Genomic DNA, 18,954 nt, shown 5'->3' with positions numbered 1-18,954 from the left:
CCCCGTTACCGCCGTTGCCGAAGAGCAGCCCGCCGGCGCCACCGGCCTGTCCCGGCGCGGTTCCGTTGGCGCCGTTGCCGATCAGCGGACGTCCCAACAGCGCTTGGGTGGGGGCATTGATGGCGCCCAGCACGTCGTTCTCCAGGGTTTGCAGGGGCGAAGCGTTGGCCGCCTCGGCGGCCCCGTAACTGCCCGCGGCAGCTCTCAGCGCCTGCACAAATCGGTCGTGAAAAGCCGCTGCTTGCGCGCTCAGCGCTTGGTATTGCTGGGCATGGTTACCGAACAGTGCCGCGATGGCCGCCGACACCTCATCGGCACCGGCGGCCAGGATGGTCGTGGTTGGCGCTGCCGCAGCCACGTTGGCGTCACTGATCGCAGTACCAATCCCAGCCAGATCCGAGGCCGCGGCCGCCACGAAGTCGGGTGCCACATTGATGAACGACATCATCTTTCCTTCCGCCACGTAGGCCCGGCACGCCGCTTGGCGAGCGCTTGCCAGCAGCGTGCGCCGGAAGGTGGTAACGCGTCTAGCAGAAGGTTTTGAACAAAGCCTTGCGTGAAACAAAAGTATCGGCGCTACCCGCCGGACCCGTGGCAAGCGGGACGCAGCTGGCCGATGAGCCCGGGGCTATTACTGGGCCAGTCGTCACCGCGAATCGAAAGGAATTGCTGTGCAACGCTAATCGGTCATCTGCGCCCGCGGGTCTGCTGAATACCGGCCAGTTGCGGCTAGTCAACTCGGCGGCTGCTGCCGATGGTTAGGCGCCTACCTTTAGCGCCGAAGGTTTGAGCAGGGCGTTGCGGAGGGTCGTGGTGACCCAAACCTCGAAACGTTGGAGTGAGTAGCCGGCGCCCGAGACCAACAGCTCGTAGCTGGCCGGACCGGCGATCGCCCACGCGGTGTCGACGGCGTCTTCCCGCGGGAGCTGCAGCGCATCGTCTGGAATGGTCGCCAGCAGCTCGCTGAACGTTGCGCGCCGCAGCGCCTGAAGCTGCTGCCATTCCTCGGCGATCGCCTTGTCGACTGCCGCTCCGTCGCGGTAGGCCCGCCACGCGATTGCCGAGCGCTGCGCCACACCGCAGAACAGTTTCGCAATCTGCGCCAATGTGCCACCGGGATCATCGCAATGTATTTGGGAGGAAAAGTGTTTCGCTGACGGAACCGTTCCGGGCGCGAGTGTGCTGTCGAGGTAGCCGCGTAGCAACGCGCGTTTGCTTCCCCACGCGAGGTAGAGCGTCTGCACCGTGACCCCGGCGCGCTCGGCGATTCGGTTGACCGTGGCGGCGACATAGCCGACCCGGGTGAATTCTTCGGCGGCAGCTTCCAGCAGCAGCCGGCGGGTCTCTGCCCGCGAGGCCGCCGCGGCTTCGCGTAATCGGGTCGTATTGCGGGGCCGCTTCTGTTCCACCTGCCGAAGCCTACTCCACCGTGCTAGAGTGACACTCTAACACAATTGAGTGTCACTCAATAGAGTGCAATGAGGAGTCGCAATGGGCCGGCAAGCTCCGATCTACCTGTGCCGATGGCGCCGCCCCGGCGATTATGGTCAATGCCCGCATCCGCACGGGCGCCGCTGCGACATCACGGTGTCCCGGCTGACCCGCCGCTGTCGGTGGTCGCGATTCCAGCCGCGCCACCACGTTGGACCCGCGTTGGCCGGCGATCCGGTAAGCGTCTGCCCGGCGCGATCGGCCGTCGCACTCCGTGACACCGTAGAGCGGATGATCTCCTGATGGCCAGCCAAATTGCGCCGCAATCCATCCGACCGCGCACCCAGGAGCCCACTATGCCGGCGGTGTCAGCGGAGTACCCCAGCCACGACCGTCCCTGGAAACGACCCGGGGCCGCCCGGTATGCCGCGGCCCGGCTGCAGGGGATCCTTCGGCCGCCGGTGGATGTCGCGGCAGCACCGCCGGACCTCATGGTGGACCGAAACGTCGCTATCTGTATGCGCGACGGTGTTGTGTTGCGGGCCAACGTCTATCGCCCCCCTGGCCCGGGACCGTTCCCCGTGATCCTGGCGGCACACCCCTACGGAAAGGACCGGCTGCCCAAGCGCATCTGGGGCCGGTGGAGCATCAACCCCCAGTTTCGCGTCCTGCGCCAAACCGCGCCCATCGAAATCTCCAACGAAACCAGTTGGGAGGCGCCAGATCCGGTCTGGTGGGTAGCGCAGGGATATGCCGTCGTCAACGCCGACCTGCGGGGGGCCGGCACCTCGGACGGGGTCGGTGCGTTGCTTTCCGATCAAGAGGGCCGCGACGTCTACGACCTGATCGAGTGGGCGGGCGCCCGGTCATGGTCCAATGGCAACGTCGGCATGCTGGGGGTCTCTTACCTGGCCCTTTCACAGTTCAAGGCGGCCGCGCTGCACCCGCCGAGTCTCAAGGCGATCTGTCCCTGGGAGGGGTTCACCGACGCCTACCGCGACCTTTTCACACCGGGAGGAATTGCCGAGAAAGGCTTTTCCCGAATCTGGGTCGCCATCGTCAAACGGGTCATGCGCACTTCCGAAGACGTCGGCAGGCTGCGCAGGGCACACCCGCTGCTAGATCAGTGGTGGCAATCGCTGGTCCCGGACCTCGCCAGGATCACGGTGCCCATGCTCGTCTGCGCGAGCTTCTCCGACAACAACCTGCACAGCCGCGGATCCTTCCGGGCATTCGAAAAGGTCAGCGCCACCGAGAAATTCGTCTACACGCATCGCGGCGGCAAATGGGCAACGTTCTACGGCGACGAGGCGCGACGGGCTCAGCTGACGTTTTTTGATCGCTACCTCAGGCAACGCGACGTGCCCAAACCCCCGCCGGTCCGCCTCGAGGTGCGCGAGCAGCGCGACGTCATCGCCCAGGTCCGTACCGAACGTGAATGGCCGCTGCACCGTACCCAATGGTGCGATCTCTACCTCGCCGACAACGGATATCTGGACACCGCAGCGCCGACGGTCGACGGATCGGTCACCTTCCACACTCGTCGCCGCGCCGCGGCATTCACCTTCCCGGTGCAAAGCGATCTGGAACTCACCGGCCCGATGAGCCTGGTGCTATGGGTCTCAGTCGACGGCGCCGACGACGTCGCACTGTTCGTCGGTGTCGAGAAATGGGTTGGCAGGAAATGGGTTTCGTTCGAAGGCTCATATGGTTTCGGCCGCGATCGGGTGACGACGGGTTGGCAGCGCGCCTCGCTGCGTGAGATCGACACCGAGCGCTCCACGATGTACGAACCGGTGCATACTTTTCAACGGCGCCAACCCCTCTCGCCCGGTGAGGTCGTTCCGGTCGAGGTCGCACTGGGGCCATCGGCCACGGTCTTCCATGCCGGCGACCGCATCCGCCTGCTGGTCGCGGGTCGTCAACTGGCCCCACGCAATCCGCTCTTCGGCGCCTTCCCCGCCCGTTACCTGCCAAGCCCGTCCGCGCGGTGCATGTTGCACTGGGGACCGCAACGGCCAGCAAGGCTGCGGGTGCCGGTGATCCCGGCAAAGGCTGGCGACGTCCGAGGCCGGCCGTGACGGATGAGCCTTCCTCAAGGCCTTACCGGCGGGTGTTCAGTCCCGCTGTTCCTCGGTCAGATAGCCCTCGGCGATGGCGTGGTCGATGCTGTCGCTCATTTTCGGGCAGGCTTTGGTGCGTGCGGTGTTGCCGCCGGACGCCCGCACTTCGGCGAAATGCGCGCAGCGCTGCACGGCCTCGGTATTCCATTGCACCGCCGTATGACCCGGCCCGAGTCGCTTGACGGTGATGGTGACGTGACAGAATCGGCAATCCACCGGTTGCAAGCCGCCGGTCAGATAACGTTCACGGTCGGCCCGGCTGGCTTCCCGTACCGCGGCGGCGCGTTGCGGATCGTTGGCGAAATCCCATGTCTTGGAAGGCGATCGACGCCCCGCGTGGTCCTCGGATACCGTATGGTGGTCATGATGCCCACCGCGCAGCAGCAGCATCGAACGGGCCAGCCGATCGACGTCGGGAACAGGTTGATCGTCGGACGGGCTCATGACCGTCAGTGCTGCTCGGCGGGCACGCCGTCGGCGGGTTTCCTTGCGTCCAGGTTTCTTTGGACCTCGGCCCTCCAGAACTCGTTGGCCCGAGTGGTGTCCACCTCCATCTCGAAGCGCTCCACCATTTCGGGTTTGATGTCGGCCACATCTACATAGAACTGCTCATACCAGCGACGCATCTGATAGACCGCACCGTCTTCCTCGACCAGCAGCGGGTTCGCGATTCTGGTTTTGTGCTTCCAGATCTCGACGTCCTGCATGAACCCCATGCTGACGCCTTCGGTGAACACCCGCGACAGCTTGTCGGTCATCTTCTCGTCCATGCCTTTGGGCTTTTCGACGATCACACCCCACTGCAACACGAACGAGTCCTGAGTCACCGGGTAGTGGCAATTGATCAGGATCGACTCGGACTTGTAGCCGCTGTAGCTATTGTGCAGCCAGTTGATCATGAACGACGGCCCGAAATAGGACGCCTCGGAATCCAGGTGCGCTTCGCCGTACGCGGTTCCCAGACCCTCCACGTCCGGGCGACCCACGTTGTGCAGATACTGCGAGGCGATGTGACCCTCGAAGACGTTCTTGAAGTACGTCGGCAACCCGAAATGGATATAGAAGAAGTGCGCCATGTCGGTGACGTTGTCGATGATGTCGCGGCAATTGGACCCTTCGATGAGGATGCGGTTCCACCGCCAGTCCGTCCATTCGTCGCTGGCTGCCTCGGGAATGTCGGGGATCCTTACACTCGGGTCCGGCGGGTTGCCTTCGTGGTCGTGCCAGACGAAGAGCAGGCCGCCGCGCACGTCGGTCTCCCAGGACCGGGTGCGCGCGGTCTTGGGGGTGCGCTTGGCGTATGGCACCAGCTTGCAGCGGCCGTCGCCGCCCCAGCGCCAGTCGTGGAACGGGCAGGCGATCTCGTCGCCCTTGATGGTGCCTCTGGACAGGTCACCGCCCATGTGACGGCAGTAGTTGTCGAGGATCTTCAGGTCGCCGTTAGAGTCGGCGAACACCACCAGCTTGGTGCCGAACGCTTCCACCCCGTGCGGCTTGCCGTCCATGAAATCCTTGGCGACACCGAGGCAATGCCAACCCCGCGCGTACCTGGTCGGCAAGGTTCCGGCATCGATCTCCCGGACGCCGACGCTACTTGTGCCGGTACTCACGCTGTCACCTCCGCATCACTGAACCACTAACTAGAACACGTTACAGTTTTGAGGCCGGTGAGTGCAATGGCGGCGCGCCTGGCCACAGCATATGCATGGTGCGGTATATGTAAACGATGCCGCTATACACATTCGAGGGCCGCTCTCCGCGCGTCGATCCCACCGCGTTTGTTGCCCCCACCGCGACGCTGATCGGCGATGTCACCGTCGAAGCGGGAGCGTCGGTTTGGTACAACGCCGTGTTGCGAGGCGACTACGCGCCGGTCGTGGTGCGCGAAGGCGCCAATGTTCAGGACGGCTCGGTGTTGCATGCGCCGCCGGGTATCCCGGTGGACGTCGGGCCCGGGGCGACGATTGCCCACCTGTGCGTGATCCATGGGGCGCACGTCGGACAAGAGGCGTTAATTGCCAACCACGCCACCGTGCTGGACGGCGCGGTGATCGGCGCGCGCAGCATGGTGGCGGCGGGGGCCTTGGTGGTGGCCGGCACCCAGATTCCTGCCGGCGTCCTGGCGGTCGGAGCACCGGCCAAGGTGAAAGGACCGATCGAAGGAACGGCAGCCGAGACCTGGGTCAACCTCAATCCGCAGGCCTATCGTGACCTAGCCCAGCGGCATCTGACCGGCCTGGAGCCGATCTAGCCTGGCCCCAGTTCGGGCGGCCAGTGCGAAGCTTGAATCCTTGTGCACTGTAGGGGATTTCCCAGTCGACCTAATCCGGGCGGCGAACCCGTTAGTTTATCGACAGTTTCACCACGCGTTTGTGAAAGTCGGTCACGTAGACGTTGCCTGCATCGTCGACTGCCACGCCGTACGGGAAGTCGAGGTCGGTGAAGGGCAGTGTCGAGGGGGTGTTCGAGCCGGCCTCCAGCTTCAAACCCCGGTTGTTGTTCAAGTCTGTGACGTAGACGCCGCCTTTGCGGTCCACCGCCACACCGTGAGGAAAGTTGAGTTCGGTGAACGGCAGGTAGACCGGGTTGGTCGCACCAGCGGCAAGCTTTGCCACGCGGTTGTTTTCGCTGTCGGCGACATACACGGTGCCGGCGTCGTCTACTGCCGTGCCCAACGGGTGACGAAGGCCGATGAACGGCAGCTCGGCGGGGTTGTTCGAACCGGCGGGAAGTTCCAATACCCGGTTGTTGCCGGAGTCCACGACGTACGTGTTGCCGTTGCGGTCTACCGCAACACCATGGGGAGAGCTCAGGCCGGCGAAAGGCAACTCAGCCGGCGTGGGGGAGTCCGCTGGCAGCTTGAGTACCCGGTTGTTGTATGCGTCGACAAGGTATATGGCGCCGCTGACGTCCAGCGCCAAACTAGCCGGGCGGTTGAGGCCGGTGAACGGCAACTCGGATTGCTTATCGGAACCGGCCGCCAGCTTCAACACCCGGTTGTTGCTTGAGTCGGCGACGTAAACATCGCCCTTACCGTCCACCGCCACCCCGTCGGGATCGCCCACCTCGAGCGGCAGCACGACCTGCTTGGGCGCGGCTGGGACGGTCGACGGACCGCCCTGGCTGGGCGCGGCCTCCTTGGATGAGGTACGGAAGAAGCCCAGGTGCCCAACAGCTGCGAGGATGGCCACCAGGACTACCGCGACGCCCACGATAGCCAGGGTGCGCTGGTTCAACAGCCGGTTACGCCTGAATTCCCCTGCACCCACAGCCAGCTCCCTCACCAGCATTTTGATCGCGACACCTGGACACTACCCGCATGGGCGTTGCCCATAGCGCAAGTTGAGCCGGGCAGCCCTGGCGGGGACTCGAAGCCGCCGGCGCCAAAGCCGAGCGTCGGCAGATGAACTGCCGACCGATGTCAGGCCTTGCCGCTGACTTCCGCGATCAATGCATCGGGGTCGGTCACACTGACGTACAACGTTTTCAGCGTGACCGGCACGCCCATGACTTTTGCCCGCGTGGGTGGGTCGATGGTCAGCTCCACGATGCCCTTGGAGGAGCCGTTGACCAGCCAGCGGCCCCGGAACCCGTGGGCACCCCAGGAGTACACCCGGTCGTTGTTCGGCTTGACGTCTTTGATGGACGCCACGGGGATCTCGGCGTTGAAGCCCCAGCCGAACTTGACGCACAGAACGCCGTCCTGGACGCGCACCTCGCTGTGCTTGGGCCCACAGCCGAGCGGTACCGAGAAGGGGAGAAACCAGCGCTCGTAACGCAGCTCAGTAGGCACGCCTGAGAGTGTAGGCGTGACGGGGAGGCTTGGACTAGATTTTTTTGGCCGTTGCGGCGGCGCGGTCCATCTCCCAGTAGGCCCGCAGGGCCACCAACTGTCCGTCGTCGTTGGTTTTGTAGGTGAATACACCTTCGGTGGTGATCTGGTGGTCGCCCATAGTCGTCAGGATGTGCCCGACGTTGGCTTCCTCGTCGCCGCATTGGAACGTGTCGCGGAAGAAGAACTCGATGCTGGTGGCGGGCGCAATCACCTTGTCCCAGAACGCTGATATCGCGTCGCGGCCCCGGTGGCCCTTGCCTTCGGGATCGAAAGCCGATGGGCCGATGGGGTCTTCGACGACAGCGTCGTCGGCGAAGACCGCCAGCCAGGCCTGTTTGTCGCGGGCCATTACCGCCTCGCGGGATCGCCGGCCGGCCTCGTGCGCGGGGTGCGTCTGGGTCATGTGTCCTGCCAACCGGAGTGGATATAGGTGTCGGCGAAGCGTTTCAGCGAGTCCTGCTTCTTCTCGAGCGGCGCATCGAAGCCCAGGCCGTCGAACACCCAGGGGACGACGATGTTGTCGGTGACCCCCATCTCGGCGAGTTCACGGTGACCGTCGACCCCGAACTTGTCGATACAGACCGCCTGGACCTCGAACGGCTGGTCGGCTCGGCCGGATTCGCTGCGCAGCACGTTGAGCCGGCCGATGGTTTCGGCCAGTTGCGCGCTGGTCATCATCGCGGTGCTCCAGCCGTCGCCGACGCGCGCGGCCCGCCGCAGCGCCACGTCGGTGTGCCCGCCGACGTAAAACGGCACCGGCCGGCTGGGGGCCGGGCTCATCTGCAGGCGATCGAAATCGAAGAATTCACCGTGGAATTCGACCATGCCGCCGCCGAGCACCAGCTTGATCACCTCGATCATCTCGTCGACCCGCGCGCCGCGCCGCCGGTAGGGAACCCCGCACCACTCGAATTCCTCTGGTGCCCAACCGATTCCGATGCCGAAGCCGAAGCGGTTGTTGGTCAGATTGGCCACCGAGCCGACTTGGCGGGCCAGCAGCAGCGGCTGGCGGGAGCCGAGCTTCATCACGTGAGTGTAGAACCGCAGTGTCGAGGTGGCCGAGCCCATCGCGGCGGCGGCGATCAGCGGGTCCACCCACGGGGCGTTCTCGTCCCACATCCGCGACCCGTCGGGCGTATACGGATAATCGGCGGCCGCCTTCTCCATGAAGAACAGCGAATCCGGTAGGGCGATCGAATCGAACCCGACTTCTTCGGCGGTCTTGGCGATGCCGACCAACTGCTCGACCGGCGCCATCACGATACTGCAGGTGTACTTCATCCTTTTCATGGCGTGACCGGCTTTTCAGAGCCGACGACCCACATCGAGTAATACTGCGAGCCACCTCCATAGGCATGGCCCATCGCTTTTCGCGCATTCGGCACCTGGTGGTCGCCGCCCTTGCCCATCACCTGGATGGCGGCCTCGGCAAACCGGATCAGACCAGAAGCGCCAATCGGGTTCGAGCACATCACGCCGCCGGAGGGGTTGACCGGCAGCCGTCCGCCGATGGCGGTTTCCCCGGCTTCGGTGAGCTTCCAGCCTTCGCCCTCGGCGACGAACCCGAGGTTTTCCAACCACATCGGCTCGAACCAGGAGAACGGCACGTAGATTTCGGCGGCATCGATTTCGTCGATCGGGTTGGTGATGCCCGCCGCCTTCCACAGCGCGGCGGCGGCGTCGCGGCCGGCCTGCGGGCTCACCTGGTCGCGACCGGCGTAGGCCAGCGGTTCGGTGCGCAGTGCGGTGGCATGGATCCACGCCACCGGCTGGCCCTGCGCCACCTTTGAGTCGGCGATCTCCTCGTTTCCGATCACCACGGCACAGGCCCCGTCGGAGGAGGGGCAGGTCTCGTCATAGCGGATCGGGTCCCACAGCATGGGTGACTCCATCACCTTCTCCAGGGTGATATCGGGCTGCTGCAGGTGCGCCAACGGGTTACGGCTGCCATTGAGCCGGTCCTTGACGGCCACCATGGCGCCGATGTGCGTCGGCGCCCCGGAACGACGGATGTAGGCGCGCACGTGTGGCGCGAAGTAACCACCGGCGCCGGCACCGACCGGCTTGATGAAGGGGATCGGAATCGACAGTGCCCACATGGCATTGGACTCCGATTGCTTTTCCCAAGCCATGGCCAGCACCCGGCGGTACTTTCCGGACTGCACCAGGCTGGCCGCAACCACGCCGGTGGATCCGCCGACCGAGCCCGCGGTGTGCACCCGGATCATCGGTTTGCCGGTGGCGCCCATGGCATCGGCCATGAACAGTTCGGGCATCATGACGCCTTCGAAGAAGTCGGGCGCCTTGCCCACCACGACGGCGTCGATGTCGTCGAAGGTGGACCCGGAATCGTCCAGGGCCCGATCGATGGCCTCGCGCACCATGCCGTTCATCGAGACGTCGTGGCGTTTGGCGACGTACTTGGTCTGGCCGGTGCCCAGGACCGCGGCCAGCTGTGCTCCTGCTCCGGCCATCAGTTTCTTCCTTCCATCACGGCGACCAGATTCTGTTGCAGCGCAGGCCCACTGGTGGCGTGCGCCAGAACTCGCCGAGCCGAGCCGTCCCAGATATGTTGGGCGGCAAAGCCGATCCGCTCCAGGCCGGCGACGAACATCGGGTTGGCGGCCAGCGCACCACCGGAGGGATTGATTTTCGTCGCCCCCGGCAAGTTGATGGCATCGGCGAGGATCAGGTGCTGATGGGTGAACGGCGCACAAATCTCGGCCACATCGATGTCGCGGGTCTTGCCGCCGCTGGCTGCTTTCGCGGCGGCTCTGGTCGACGGTGACTCGGTGAGGTTCCGCACGCCCAGCGACGGCGACTCGATGCGATGTTCGATACCCGTTATCCACGCCGGGTTATCCCGCAACTCCCGAGCGCGGTCGTCGGCTGCGAGGACGATCGCCGCGGCGCCGTCGGTGATCGGCGCGATGTCGTGGCGGCGCAGCGGGTCGGCGAAGAACGGCCGCTCCAGCAGGTCGTCCATGCTCACCGGGGGCTCGACGGAGTCGACCCGGCGGGCATTGGCGAAGGAGTCGAAAGCTACCCGCGCCATTTGCAATTCGCTCCACTTGCCGGAGTCGAGCCCGAGGCGGGCCTGTAACCCGGCCATGGACACTGAATCCGGCCACAGCGGCGCGACGGTGTAGGGGTCGGTTTGGCGGGACAGGACGCGCCGCAGGGTTCCGGCGGAGGACTTGCCGAAGCCGTACACCAGCGCGGTGTCGACCTCGCCGGTCAGGATCTTGACGTAGGCCTCATACAGTGCCCATGCGGCGTCCATCTCGACGTGCGATTCGTTGATCGGCGGTACGGCACCGATCGAGTCGATTGCTGAGATGAACGAAAATGCCCGTCCGGCAAGGTAATCCGATGATCCTGAACACCAGAAGCCGATGTCGGCCTTGGTGATGCCGAGCTCTTCGTAGAGCTGGGCGAAGCACGGCATCAACATCTCGACGCCGTTAGTGGTGCCGTCGGTGCGGCGAACGTGCGGTGCGTGGGCGAAGCCGACCACCGCGACATTGCGAGCGCTCATATGCAGTTAGGCCCTTTACAGGTGGTGCTTGTAGGTTTCGTAGTCGGCGTCCGGTTCTGCGGTGGGCCGGAAGTACTGGATGTTGTCGATGCCGTATCCCCACTCTTCGCGAGGTTTCCACACCGCCTCTACCCGCATCCCCATCCGCACCTCGTGCGCGTCGACGTCGGAAACCAAATGCAGGAACGGGATATCGGCGCCGTCGAGCAACACGTAGGCCGCCACGTAAGGCGGTTTGATCCGCTGACCCATGAACGGGATGTTGATGATCGCGAACGTCGTGACCGTGCCCTTGTCCGGCAGCTCGACGAACTCGGTGGTCGGCTGGCCGGTCGCCGGGTCGGCGCCGTGCGGCGGGAAATAGACCTTTCCATTCTGGCCGGTGCGGGCGCCCAGCAGCTTGCCCTCGGCGATGGCGCGCAGGTAGGCGCTCTCCTCATGGGATGCCGTGTGCTGGATGGTCATCTCGATCGGGGTGACCACCATGGTGACCGGGTCCTGGTCGGCTGGTGCCTCGGGGACAGGTTCGGATTCGCCGCCGAGCGCGAAGTACGCGATATCGGTGATGGCGCCGACGGTCTCGTCGGCCCAGTGCGCATGTACCCGGGCGCCGGTCTTGATCTTGTCCGGTTCGCCCGCGGATCCGACGTCGACGGCGTGCATCAGCAGCGTGTCGGCGCCGTCCAGCTTGATCAGCGCCCAGGCAAACGGGCGGTCCAGCGGCTGGCCCGCCAGCGGCTCCGGCTGCCAGGTCCAGGAGACGACGGTGCCGACATCGGACACCGGTACCATCTCACTCAGCGGTTCGTAGGTCCCCGGGTCGTATTCGGCGGGTGGCACGTGCACCCGGCCATCGGATCCGCGAACGCCCAGAATGCGGCGCTCACGCAGCGCGGTGAAGAACTTGCTCAACGTGGGGCCCACCGAACGGGTGTAGTCGAACGACAACGTCAACGGCGCGGAGAGAGGCGGCTCACGATGATCGATCAAGGTCGGGCCGCTCCAGGTGGCTGTCACGCCTTCGAGTAGAACAGGTTCTAACTCACTGAGCAAGAAGGCAGCAAGGAGGCAAGGATGAAGCTGGGCCTACAGCTGGGGTACTGGGGCGCTCAGCCTCCGGAGAACGCCGCGGAACTCGTCGCCGCGGCCGAGGACGCCGGGTTCGACGCGGTGTTCACCGCCGAGGCGTGGGGCTCCGACGCATACACCCCGCTGGCCTGGTGGGGTTCGGCTACGCGGCGGCTGCGGCTGGGTACTTCGGTGGTCCAGTTGTCCGCGCGGACACCGACGGCGTGCGCGATGGCGGCGCTGACGTTGGATCATCTGTCCGGTGGCCGTCACATTCTGGGGCTCGGCGTGTCCGGCCCACAGGTAGTCGAGGGCTGGTACGGTCAGCCGTTCCCCAAGCCGCTGGCCCGCACTCGGGAGTACATCGACATCGTGCGCCAGGTCTGGGCCCGGGAGAAACCGGTGACCAGCGACGGCCCGCACTATCCGCTGCCATTGAAGGAGGGGGCCGGCAGACCGGTGACCGGGTTGGGCAAGGCGTTGAAGCCCATTACTCATCCGCTGCGTGCCGACATCCCGATCATGCTGGGTGCCGAGGGACCGAAGAACGTGGCGCTGGCCGCCGAGATCTGCGATGGCTGGCTGCCGTTTTTCTATTCGCCCCGGATGGCCGGCATGTACAACGAATGGCTGGACGAGGGATTCGCCCGGCCCGGCGCCCGCCGCAGCCGTGCGGATTTCGAGATTTGTGCGACGGCGCAGATCGTGGTCACCGAGGACCGCGCGGCGGCGTTCACCGGAATCAAGCCGTTCCTGGCGCTCTACATGGGCGGAATGGGTGCCGAGGACACCAACTTCCACGCCGACGTCTACCGCCGCATGGGCTACGCCGAGGTCGTCGACGACGTGACCAAGCTGTTCCGGTCCGGGCGCAAGGACGAGGCCGCGGCGGTGATCCCCGACGAGCTCGTCGACGACGCCATGATCGTCGGCGACCTCGACTACGTGCGTAAGCAGATCGTGGCCTGGGAAGCTGCCGGCGTGACCATGATGGTGGTCAGCGCCCGCAGCGTTGAGCAGGTCCGCGACCTTGCGGGGCTGGTGTGAGATCCCGCTTGCGGCGCTATTAGAACGCGTTCTAGATTGGCCGGGTGGATTCAGATGGCGTGCGCGTCGCCGAAGGTCATCTCGACATTGGCCGCCGACTGCGACGCCAGTGCCCGCTTGGGCAGGCCCAGCGAGGCGAGTTCCTTGGCGTAAGGGTGGTCACCGAGGCGCAGTCGGGCGCCGCCGACCCGGGCCCGCAGGCCGGATATCTTCATCTCCCACGGGATCTCCCGGGTGACACCGTCCTGGTGGGAATAGGCCTTGAGCACCTGCGAACCTCGTGTCGGCAGCGGCACTCCGTTGCTGAACTCCATGTCGGCGATGAGCTGCCCGTCGGCGCTGACGTCGAAGCCGAATTTGGCGCCCTCGCGAACATTGAAGTCCGCCATGATCTTCGGAAAGCCCCAGATGGTGCGGCCGGCCTCGAGGGTGAAGGACTGGTCGACCGGCAGGTGGTGGATGAACGCCGCGGCTTTCGTCAGGGCCCGGGGACCCCGGGCTTGTCGGGCTCGGCTGCCGGGCGGGTTGACCATGACCGCGGTGCCGTATTCGTGGTACTGGCCGAGGTCGCCGTCGACGTAGCGCACCAGCATCTGCATGACGATCGCTTTGCCCGGCAGGTATTCGCACACCGTCAGGCCGCTGTAGTCGATAAGTTTTTGGGTCGGCGCGGTGGGCACCGAGAACATCGCCGAGTGCATATTCGCGGTGCGGATCCGGACCGGCATGGTGAGCACCGTGCCGGCGATGGTGTGTTGCGAGACAGGCATGACGCTCACTGTAATGCGGAGGACTGGCATGACTGAAGCCGTTGACAGGCCAGACATCGATCTGACGGACGGCACCTTCTACGCCAGTCGTGAGGCGTGGGCGGCGTACCGGTGGATGCGGGCGCATCAGCCGGTGTTCCGTGACCGCAACGGACTGGCCGCGGCGTCGACCTATCAGGCGGTGATCGACGCCGAACGGCAGCCCGAGCTGTTCTCCAACGCCGGCGGCATCCGTCCCGACCAGCCGGCGATGCCGATGATGATCGACATGGACGATCCGGCACATCTGTTGCGGCGCAAGCTGGTTAACGCCGGCTTCACCCGCAAGCGGGTGAAAGACAAAGAGGCCTCGATCGCGGCGTTGTGTGACGCGCTGATCGACGCGGTGTGCGAACGTGGTGAATGTGACTTCGTGCGCGATCTGGCGGCGCCGCTGCCGATGGCGGTGATCGGCGACATGCTCGGCGTGCGCCCGGAGCAGCGGGAGATGTTCTTGCGCTGGTCGGACGACCTGGTGACGTTTCTGAGTTCCCATGTGTCGCAAGAGGATTTTCAGGTCAGCATGGATGCCTTCGCGGCCTACAACGACTTCACCCGGGGGACTATCGCCGCGCGTCGTGCGGAGCCGACCGACGATCTGGTCAGCGTGCTGGTGAGCTCCGAGGTCGACGGGGAGCGGCTGAGCGACGACGAACTGGTGATGGAGACGCTGTTGATCCTGATCGGCGGCGACGAGACCACGCGGCATACCTTGAGTGGGGGTACCGAGCAGCTGTTGTGCAACCGCGACCAGTGGGATTCGCTGGTGGCCGACCCGTCGTTGGTGCCGTCGGCGGTCGAGGAGATGCTGCGTTGGACGGCGCCGGTGAAGAACATGTGCCGAATGTTGACTCGTGATACGGACTTTCATGGCACAGCCTTGCATGCGGGCGAGAAGATGATGCTCTTGTTCGAATCGGCCAACTTCGACGAAGCGGTATTTCCGGATGCCGAGCGATTCGACATTCAGCGAAACCCGAACAGTCACTTGGCGTTCGGCTTTGGCACCCATTTCTGCCTGGGCAACCAATTGGCGCGCTTGGAGCTGTCGTTGATGACGGAGCGGTTGCTGCGGCGGCTGCCCGATCTGCGGCTGGCGTCGTCGGATGCGGCGTTGCCGCTGCGGCCGGCGAACTTCGTCAGCGGCCTGGAGTCGATGCCGGTGGTGTTCACTCCTAGTGCGCCTTTAGGTTGAGCTGCGTTGAGCTGCATTGCGCCGAACGTGTTGCCAGAGCGAGATTTTGGCTGATTTTTCGCGCTGAGTTCACGTTCGGCGGGCCCAGGCTACTGCCACCCGTCGCAGGATGCCGCCGGGCACGTCCTCGACGGTGACCCGCACCACGATCCAGCCCAGCTCGGTTAGTGCTTCGACGCGGGCGATGTCTCTATTGAATTGCCTGCGATCGGTCCGATGATGATCGCCCTCGTACTCGACCGCGACTTTGATGTGCTCCCAACCCATGTCGAGTTCGGCGACAACCTCGCCGTACTCTCCGTAAACCGCGATCTGGGTCTTCGGCGGCGGATAACCCGCGTCGATGAGCAGCAACCGCAGCCAAGTCTCGCGGGGTGATTCCGCACCCGCGTCGACGAGCTTGAGCGCGGTGCGGGCACGTCGGATGTTGCGGTATCCGTGGTAGCGTTCGGTCAGCAATTCGGCCTCGGCGACCCGGAGCCTGGTTGCTCTGGCGAGCGAGTCGATGGCCGCAACCGCGGTGCCGACCGGATTTCGGCAGGCGAGGTCGAGGGCAGTGCGGGCCGGGGTGGTTACCTGTAGGCCGCGAACGAGCTGGATCTCGTCACGGGCGACGGCGCTCGACCACGTCAGGATTCCGCTGGGCGGCCGGCGGTGGTCATAGAGTAATCGGGCCGGTGCTCGATGGTCGACCCATTTGGCCCCATGTAGTGCCGAAGCCGAGTGGCCCGCGATGACGCCGCGCCGTCGCGACCACAGCCAGGCGGCATGCGCGCGAGTCGTGGCGGTGAGGTCAGTACCGGGCGGGACGTATACGTCGGGATGTATCGCGACGTAACGGCTACGCAGCCGATACGGTGTCAGCGCACCCGATGCGAGGGCTTCGCTGCCGAGGAAAGGTCCGGTCACGGACTAGCAGTGTGGCGCGGGGTACCGACAAGGCCGTCGAGCGTGTTCTGGCTGTCAAGATTTGGCCGAATTCTCGCAGTCAGAACACGCTCGGCGAGGGGGAGTTAGCGGTTCTGGAAGTTGGGCTTGCGCTTTTCGGCAAACGCCTTGGGGCCTTCCTTGGCGTCGTCGGACAGGAACACCTTGATGCCGATCTGGGTGTCGATCTTGAACGCGTCGTTTTCGGCCATGCCCTCGGTCTCCCGGATGGTTCGCAGGATCGCCTGGACGGCGAGCGGGCCGTTGTTTTCGATGATTTCCGCGATCTCGATGGCCTTCGTCAGGGCCTGCCCGTCGGGCACCAGATAGCCGATCAGGCCCATGTCCTTGGCCTCGGCGGCGGTGATGTGTCGTCCGGTTAGCAGCAGGTCGCACGCCACCGTGTAGGGGATCTGCCGCACCAGCCGCACCGCCGAGCCGCCCATCGGGTACAGGCTCCACTTGGCCTCGGAGATGCCGAACTTGGCGCCTTCGCCGGCGACCCGGATATCGGTGCCCTGCAGGATCTCGGTGCCGCCGGCGATCGCGGGACCTTCCACGGCGGCGATCAAGGGTTTGGTGAGCCGTCGGCCTTTGAGCAGGGCGTCGATACGCGACGGGTCGTAGCTGCCGTCCTTGAACGAATCACCCGGCGGCTTCTTGGTTGCCGCCTTCAGATCCATGCCGGCGCAAAAGTAGCCACCGGCCCCGGTGAGGATGGCGCATCGGATGTCGGGATCGTTGTCGACGCGGTCCCAGGCTTCCACCATGATCTGCATCATTTCGCTGCTCAGGGCATTGCGGGCATGCGGCCGGTTCATGGTCACGATGAGGGTGTGGCCGCGCTGTTCGACCAGCGCATCCGGTTCGGGCTCGTTTGCTAGTGCTGTGGCGTTGTCCAGGGGCACGGCTAACCGCCTCTCGCTCGACATCGGGCATTCGCTTGTCAAGAAATGTAACACGTTCTAGTTTGGGGTCCGTGGCCCTCAATATTGCCGATCTCGCCGAGCACGCCATCGACGCTGTGCCTGACCGGGTAGCGCTCATCTGCGGCGATGAGCAGCTGACCTACGCCCAACTCGAGGAGAAAGCCAACCGCCTGGCGCACTACCTGATCGACCACGGAGTGCGGAAGGACGACAAGGTCGGACTCTACTGCCGCAACCGCAACGAGATCGTCATCGCGATGCTCGGCATCGTGAAGGCGGGCGCCATTCTGGTCAACGTCAACTACCGGTATGTCGAGGGTGAACTTCGGTACCTCTTCGACAACTCCGACATGGTTGCATTGGTGCACGAGCGCCAGTACTCCGACCGGGTCGCCAACGTGTTGCCGGACACACCCAACGTCAAGACGGTCTTCGTCGTTGAAGACGGGAGCGACAAGGACTATCAGCGTTACGGAGGCGTCGAGTTCCACGCGGCGCTGGAGCAGGGCTCGCCTGAGCGGGACTTCGGTGAGCGCAGCTCCGATGACATCTACCTGCTCTACACCGGCGGCACGACGGGATTCCCGAAGGGCGTGATGTGGCGCCACGAGGACATCTACCGGGTGCTGTTCGGCGGAACCGACTTCGCCACAGGGAAATTCGTGGAGGACGAATACGACCTGGCGCGTGCCGCCGCCGCTAATCAGCCGATGATCCGGTATCCGATTCCGCCGATGATCCACGGGGCCACCCAGTCGGCCACCTGGATGTCCATCTTCTCCGGTCAAACCACCGTCCTAGCACCGGAATTCGACGCCGACGAGGTGTGGCGCACGGTTGCGAGGCATAAGGTGAACCTGTTGTTCTTCACAGGTGACGCGATGGCCCGGCCGTTACTGGATGCACTTGACCGAGAACACGATTACGATCTGTCGTCGCTGTTCCTGCTGGCCAGCACCGCCGCATTGTTCTCGCCGAGCATCAAGGAGAAACTGCTTGAGCTGCTACCGAATCGGGTAATCACCGACTCAATTGGGTCGTCGGAGACCGGGTTTGGCGGAACCAGCATCGTCGCCGCCGGCGCGTCGCAGAACGGAGGACCGCGAGTCACCATCGACCACCGGACGGTGGTCCTCGACGAGGACGGCAACGAGGTCAAGCCCGGTTCCGGGGTGCGCGGAATGCTCGCGAAGAAAGGCAACATTCCAGTCGGCTATTACAAAGACGAGAAGAAGACCGCCGAGACGTTCAAGACCATCAACGCTGTGCGGTATGCGATTCCGGGCGACTACGCCATGGTCGAGGCGGACGGAACGGTCACCATGCTGGGCCGCGGCTCCGTGTCGATTAACAGCGGAGGTGAGAAGATCTATCCCGAAGAGGTCGAGGCCGCATTGAAGGGCCATCCCGACGTCTTCGACGCTCTGGTAGTCGGTGTGCCCGATCCGCGCTACGGCCAGCAGGTAGCGGCCGTGGTGCAGGCCCGGCCAGGATGCCGCCCGTCGTTGGCCGAGTTGGACGGCTTTGTGCGCTCGCAGATCGCGGGATACAAAGTGCCGCGCAGCATTTGGTTCGTCGACGAGGTGAAGCGATCACCTGCCGGCAAGCCGGATTACCGCTGGGCCAAGGAGCAGACGGAGGCGCGGGAGGCCGACGATGTGCGGGCCGGTCAGGTGACTACTGGGGCGTAATTTGGGTTTGGCCGACGGCGGCTTTGCCCGAGCTGAGGCGCCGAATTGCGCTGACTTGCGGGTGCAATGTGCGGCGGTCCGGTGTACCCACGCGGCCGGTCATATCGTTGGCTCCCGACCTGATCTTTGAATCCTGGGTACTGACCAGCTGCGAGCCGTCCCGCCCGGCGCGGGGTTGGTTGCGCGTAGCTGGTCAATTGCCCGTGGCGCGCCGCTGGTCTCGCGCTCTCAGGCGCTACCCCCGTTGCCAGCGGTACCGCCTTTGCCGCCCTTCCCGCCGGTGGGACCAATAGGAGGTAGGCCGGGTCCGCCGCCACCGCCGGATGTGCCGGGATTGACACCGGCGGCTCCGGCGCCGCCG

The 18,954-nt window shown here is 64.9% G+C and carries 19 protein-coding genes; 5 read left to right on the top strand and 14 right to left on the bottom strand.

Annotation, left to right across the window (positions count from 1 at the left end; genetic code table 11):
• Both B4U45_RS11065 and B4U45_RS11060 read right to left on the bottom strand, forming a co-directional pair.
• The coding region (locus B4U45_RS11065; RefSeq protein WP_219859398.1) for a PE family protein at nt 1-445 on the bottom strand (445 nt) is incomplete at its 3' end.
• A gap of 313 nt (nt 446-758) precedes the next feature.
• Complete coding sequence (locus B4U45_RS11060; RefSeq protein ID WP_075549397.1) at nt 759-1,409, bottom strand: TetR/AcrR family transcriptional regulator; 651 nt, start codon at nt 1,407-1,409, stop codon at nt 759-761.
• Between the two features lie 378 nt (nt 1,410-1,787).
• Between B4U45_RS11060 and B4U45_RS11055 the strand changes: the two genes are divergently transcribed.
• Entirely contained in the window at nt 1,788-3,512 is a 1,725-nt protein-coding gene (locus B4U45_RS11055) for a CocE/NonD family hydrolase (RefSeq protein ID WP_075549396.1), read from the top strand.
• A gap of 36 nt (nt 3,513-3,548) precedes the next feature.
• Here the strand turns inward: B4U45_RS11055 and B4U45_RS11050 are convergent, their stop codons facing one another.
• Nucleotides 3,549-3,998 carry a hypothetical protein gene (locus B4U45_RS11050; protein WP_075549395.1) on the bottom strand — a complete coding sequence of 150 codons (450 nt, stop codon included), beginning with the start codon at nt 3,996-3,998 and terminating at the stop codon, nt 3,549-3,551.
• 5 nt (nt 3,999-4,003) lie between these two features.
• On the bottom strand, nt 4,004-5,164 hold the full coding sequence (locus tag B4U45_RS11045) for a 3-ketosteroid-9-alpha-monooxygenase, oxygenase component (protein ID WP_075549394.1): 1,161 nt from the start codon (nt 5,162-5,164) through the stop codon (nt 4,004-4,006).
• Between the two features lie 116 nt (nt 5,165-5,280).
• Here B4U45_RS11045 and B4U45_RS11040 point away from each other — a divergent pair, with 116 nt between their 5' ends.
• Nucleotides 5,281-5,805: a gamma carbonic anhydrase family protein gene (locus tag B4U45_RS11040; RefSeq protein WP_075549393.1), complete on the top strand. Its 525-nt coding sequence runs from the start codon at nt 5,281-5,283 to the stop codon at nt 5,803-5,805.
• A gap of 91 nt (nt 5,806-5,896) precedes the next feature.
• Here B4U45_RS11040 and B4U45_RS11035 read toward each other — a convergent pair whose 3' ends face one another.
• The 7 genes from B4U45_RS11035 to B4U45_RS11005 form a co-directional block, all read right to left on the bottom strand.
• On the bottom strand, nt 5,897-6,766 hold the full coding sequence (locus B4U45_RS11035; RefSeq protein ID WP_244899362.1) for an NHL repeat-containing protein: 870 nt from the start codon (nt 6,764-6,766) through the stop codon (nt 5,897-5,899).
• Between the two features lie 209 nt (nt 6,767-6,975).
• Nucleotides 6,976-7,347: a hypothetical protein gene (locus tag B4U45_RS11030; protein WP_075549392.1), complete on the bottom strand. Its 372-nt coding sequence runs from the start codon at nt 7,345-7,347 to the stop codon at nt 6,976-6,978.
• Nucleotides 7,348-7,381: 34 nt separating this feature from the next.
• Complete coding sequence (locus B4U45_RS11025) at nt 7,382-7,792, bottom strand: nuclear transport factor 2 family protein (RefSeq protein ID WP_075549391.1); 411 nt, start codon at nt 7,790-7,792, stop codon at nt 7,382-7,384.
• Entirely contained in the window at nt 7,789-8,670 is an 882-nt protein-coding gene (locus B4U45_RS11020; protein ID WP_075549390.1) for a TIGR03619 family F420-dependent LLM class oxidoreductase, read from the bottom strand. The genes B4U45_RS11025 and B4U45_RS11020 overlap by 4 nt, the downstream gene beginning before the upstream one ends.
• Before the next feature lie 5 nt (nt 8,671-8,675).
• Complete coding sequence (locus B4U45_RS11015) at nt 8,676-9,863, bottom strand: thiolase domain-containing protein (RefSeq protein ID WP_075549389.1); 1,188 nt, start codon at nt 9,861-9,863, stop codon at nt 8,676-8,678.
• Nucleotides 9,863-10,927, bottom strand: a complete 1,065-nt coding sequence (locus B4U45_RS11010; RefSeq protein WP_083156176.1) for a thiolase domain-containing protein — start codon at nt 10,925-10,927, stop codon at nt 9,863-9,865. The genes B4U45_RS11015 and B4U45_RS11010 overlap by 1 nt, the downstream gene beginning before the upstream one ends.
• A gap of 15 nt (nt 10,928-10,942) precedes the next feature.
• A complete protein-coding gene (locus tag B4U45_RS11005; protein WP_075549387.1) occupies nt 10,943-11,944 on the bottom strand; it encodes a Zn-ribbon domain-containing OB-fold protein in 1,002 nt (333 codons plus the stop codon).
• Nucleotides 11,945-12,001: 57 nt separating this feature from the next.
• On the opposite strand from B4U45_RS11005, the gene B4U45_RS11000 reads away from it, so the two are divergent.
• Nucleotides 12,002-13,042 (top strand): LLM class F420-dependent oxidoreductase, encoded by a 1,041-nt coding sequence (locus B4U45_RS11000; RefSeq protein ID WP_219859396.1) that lies wholly within the window; start codon nt 12,002-12,004, stop codon nt 13,040-13,042.
• 50 nt (nt 13,043-13,092) lie between these two features.
• Here B4U45_RS11000 and B4U45_RS10995 read toward each other — a convergent pair whose 3' ends face one another.
• The gene (locus B4U45_RS10995) at nt 13,093-13,812 is read right to left on the bottom strand and encodes an acetoacetate decarboxylase family protein (RefSeq protein ID WP_075549385.1); all 720 of its coding nucleotides are present in this window, start codon (nt 13,810-13,812) and stop codon (nt 13,093-13,095) included.
• Nucleotides 13,813-13,840: 28 nt separating this feature from the next.
• Between B4U45_RS10995 and B4U45_RS10990 the strand changes: the two genes are divergently transcribed.
• Nucleotides 13,841-15,046: a cytochrome P450 gene (locus B4U45_RS10990; protein ID WP_075549384.1), complete on the top strand. Its 1,206-nt coding sequence runs from the start codon at nt 13,841-13,843 to the stop codon at nt 15,044-15,046.
• A 69-nt stretch (nt 15,047-15,115) separates the two neighbouring features.
• Here the strand turns inward: B4U45_RS10990 and B4U45_RS10985 are convergent, their stop codons facing one another.
• Together B4U45_RS10985 and B4U45_RS10980 are read right to left on the bottom strand one after the other, a co-directional pair.
• A complete protein-coding gene (locus B4U45_RS10985) occupies nt 15,116-15,955 on the bottom strand; it encodes a hypothetical protein (protein WP_075549383.1) in 840 nt (279 codons plus the stop codon).
• Between the two features lie 104 nt (nt 15,956-16,059).
• Nucleotides 16,060-16,905: a crotonase/enoyl-CoA hydratase family protein gene (locus B4U45_RS10980; protein ID WP_075549382.1), complete on the bottom strand. Its 846-nt coding sequence runs from the start codon at nt 16,903-16,905 to the stop codon at nt 16,060-16,062.
• Between the two features lie 38 nt (nt 16,906-16,943).
• Between B4U45_RS10980 and B4U45_RS10975 the strand changes: the two genes are divergently transcribed.
• A complete protein-coding gene (locus tag B4U45_RS10975) occupies nt 16,944-18,593 on the top strand; it encodes an acyl-CoA synthetase (RefSeq protein ID WP_075549381.1) in 1,650 nt (549 codons plus the stop codon).
• Nucleotides 18,594-18,954: the final 361 nt, after the last annotated feature.

This window comes from Mycobacterium persicum, from assembly GCF_002086915.1.
In the GTDB taxonomy this organism is placed as follows: domain Bacteria; phylum Actinomycetota; class Actinomycetes; order Mycobacteriales; family Mycobacteriaceae; genus Mycobacterium; species Mycobacterium persicum.
Note: the sequence above shows the minus strand (reverse complement) of the source record. Positions and strands in the feature narration are given on the sequence as shown.

Bases quoted from the DNA above. Each gene is read 5' to 3' on its own strand.
- B4U45_RS11010 (WP_083156176.1), bottom strand. From the start codon at position 10,927: ATGAGCGCTCGCAATGTCGCGGTGGTCGGCTTCGCCCACGCACCGCAC.
- B4U45_RS11000 (WP_219859396.1), top strand. From the start codon at position 12,002: ATGAAGCTGGGCCTACAGCTGGGGTACTGGGGCGCTCAGCCTCCGGAG.
- B4U45_RS10995 (WP_075549385.1), bottom strand. From the start codon at position 13,812: ATGCCTGTCTCGCAACACACCATCGCCGGCACGGTGCTCACCATGCCG.
- B4U45_RS11025 (WP_075549391.1), bottom strand. From the start codon at position 7,792: ATGACCCAGACGCACCCCGCGCACGAGGCCGGCCGGCGATCCCGCGAG.
- B4U45_RS11020 (WP_075549390.1), bottom strand. From the start codon at position 8,670: ATGAAGTACACCTGCAGTATCGTGATGGCGCCGGTCGAGCAGTTGGTC.
- B4U45_RS10980 (WP_075549382.1), bottom strand. From the start codon at position 16,905: ATGTCGAGCGAGAGGCGGTTAGCCGTGCCCCTGGACAACGCCACAGCA.
- B4U45_RS11015 (WP_075549389.1), bottom strand. From the start codon at position 9,863: ATGGCCGGAGCAGGAGCACAGCTGGCCGCGGTCCTGGGCACCGGCCAG.
- B4U45_RS10990 (WP_075549384.1), top strand. From the start codon at position 13,841: ATGACTGAAGCCGTTGACAGGCCAGACATCGATCTGACGGACGGCACC.
- B4U45_RS11050 (WP_075549395.1), bottom strand. From the start codon at position 3,998: ATGAGCCCGTCCGACGATCAACCTGTTCCCGACGTCGATCGGCTGGCC.
- B4U45_RS11040 (WP_075549393.1), top strand. From the start codon at position 5,281: ATGCCGCTATACACATTCGAGGGCCGCTCTCCGCGCGTCGATCCCACC.
- B4U45_RS11055 (WP_075549396.1), top strand. From the start codon at position 1,788: ATGCCGGCGGTGTCAGCGGAGTACCCCAGCCACGACCGTCCCTGGAAA.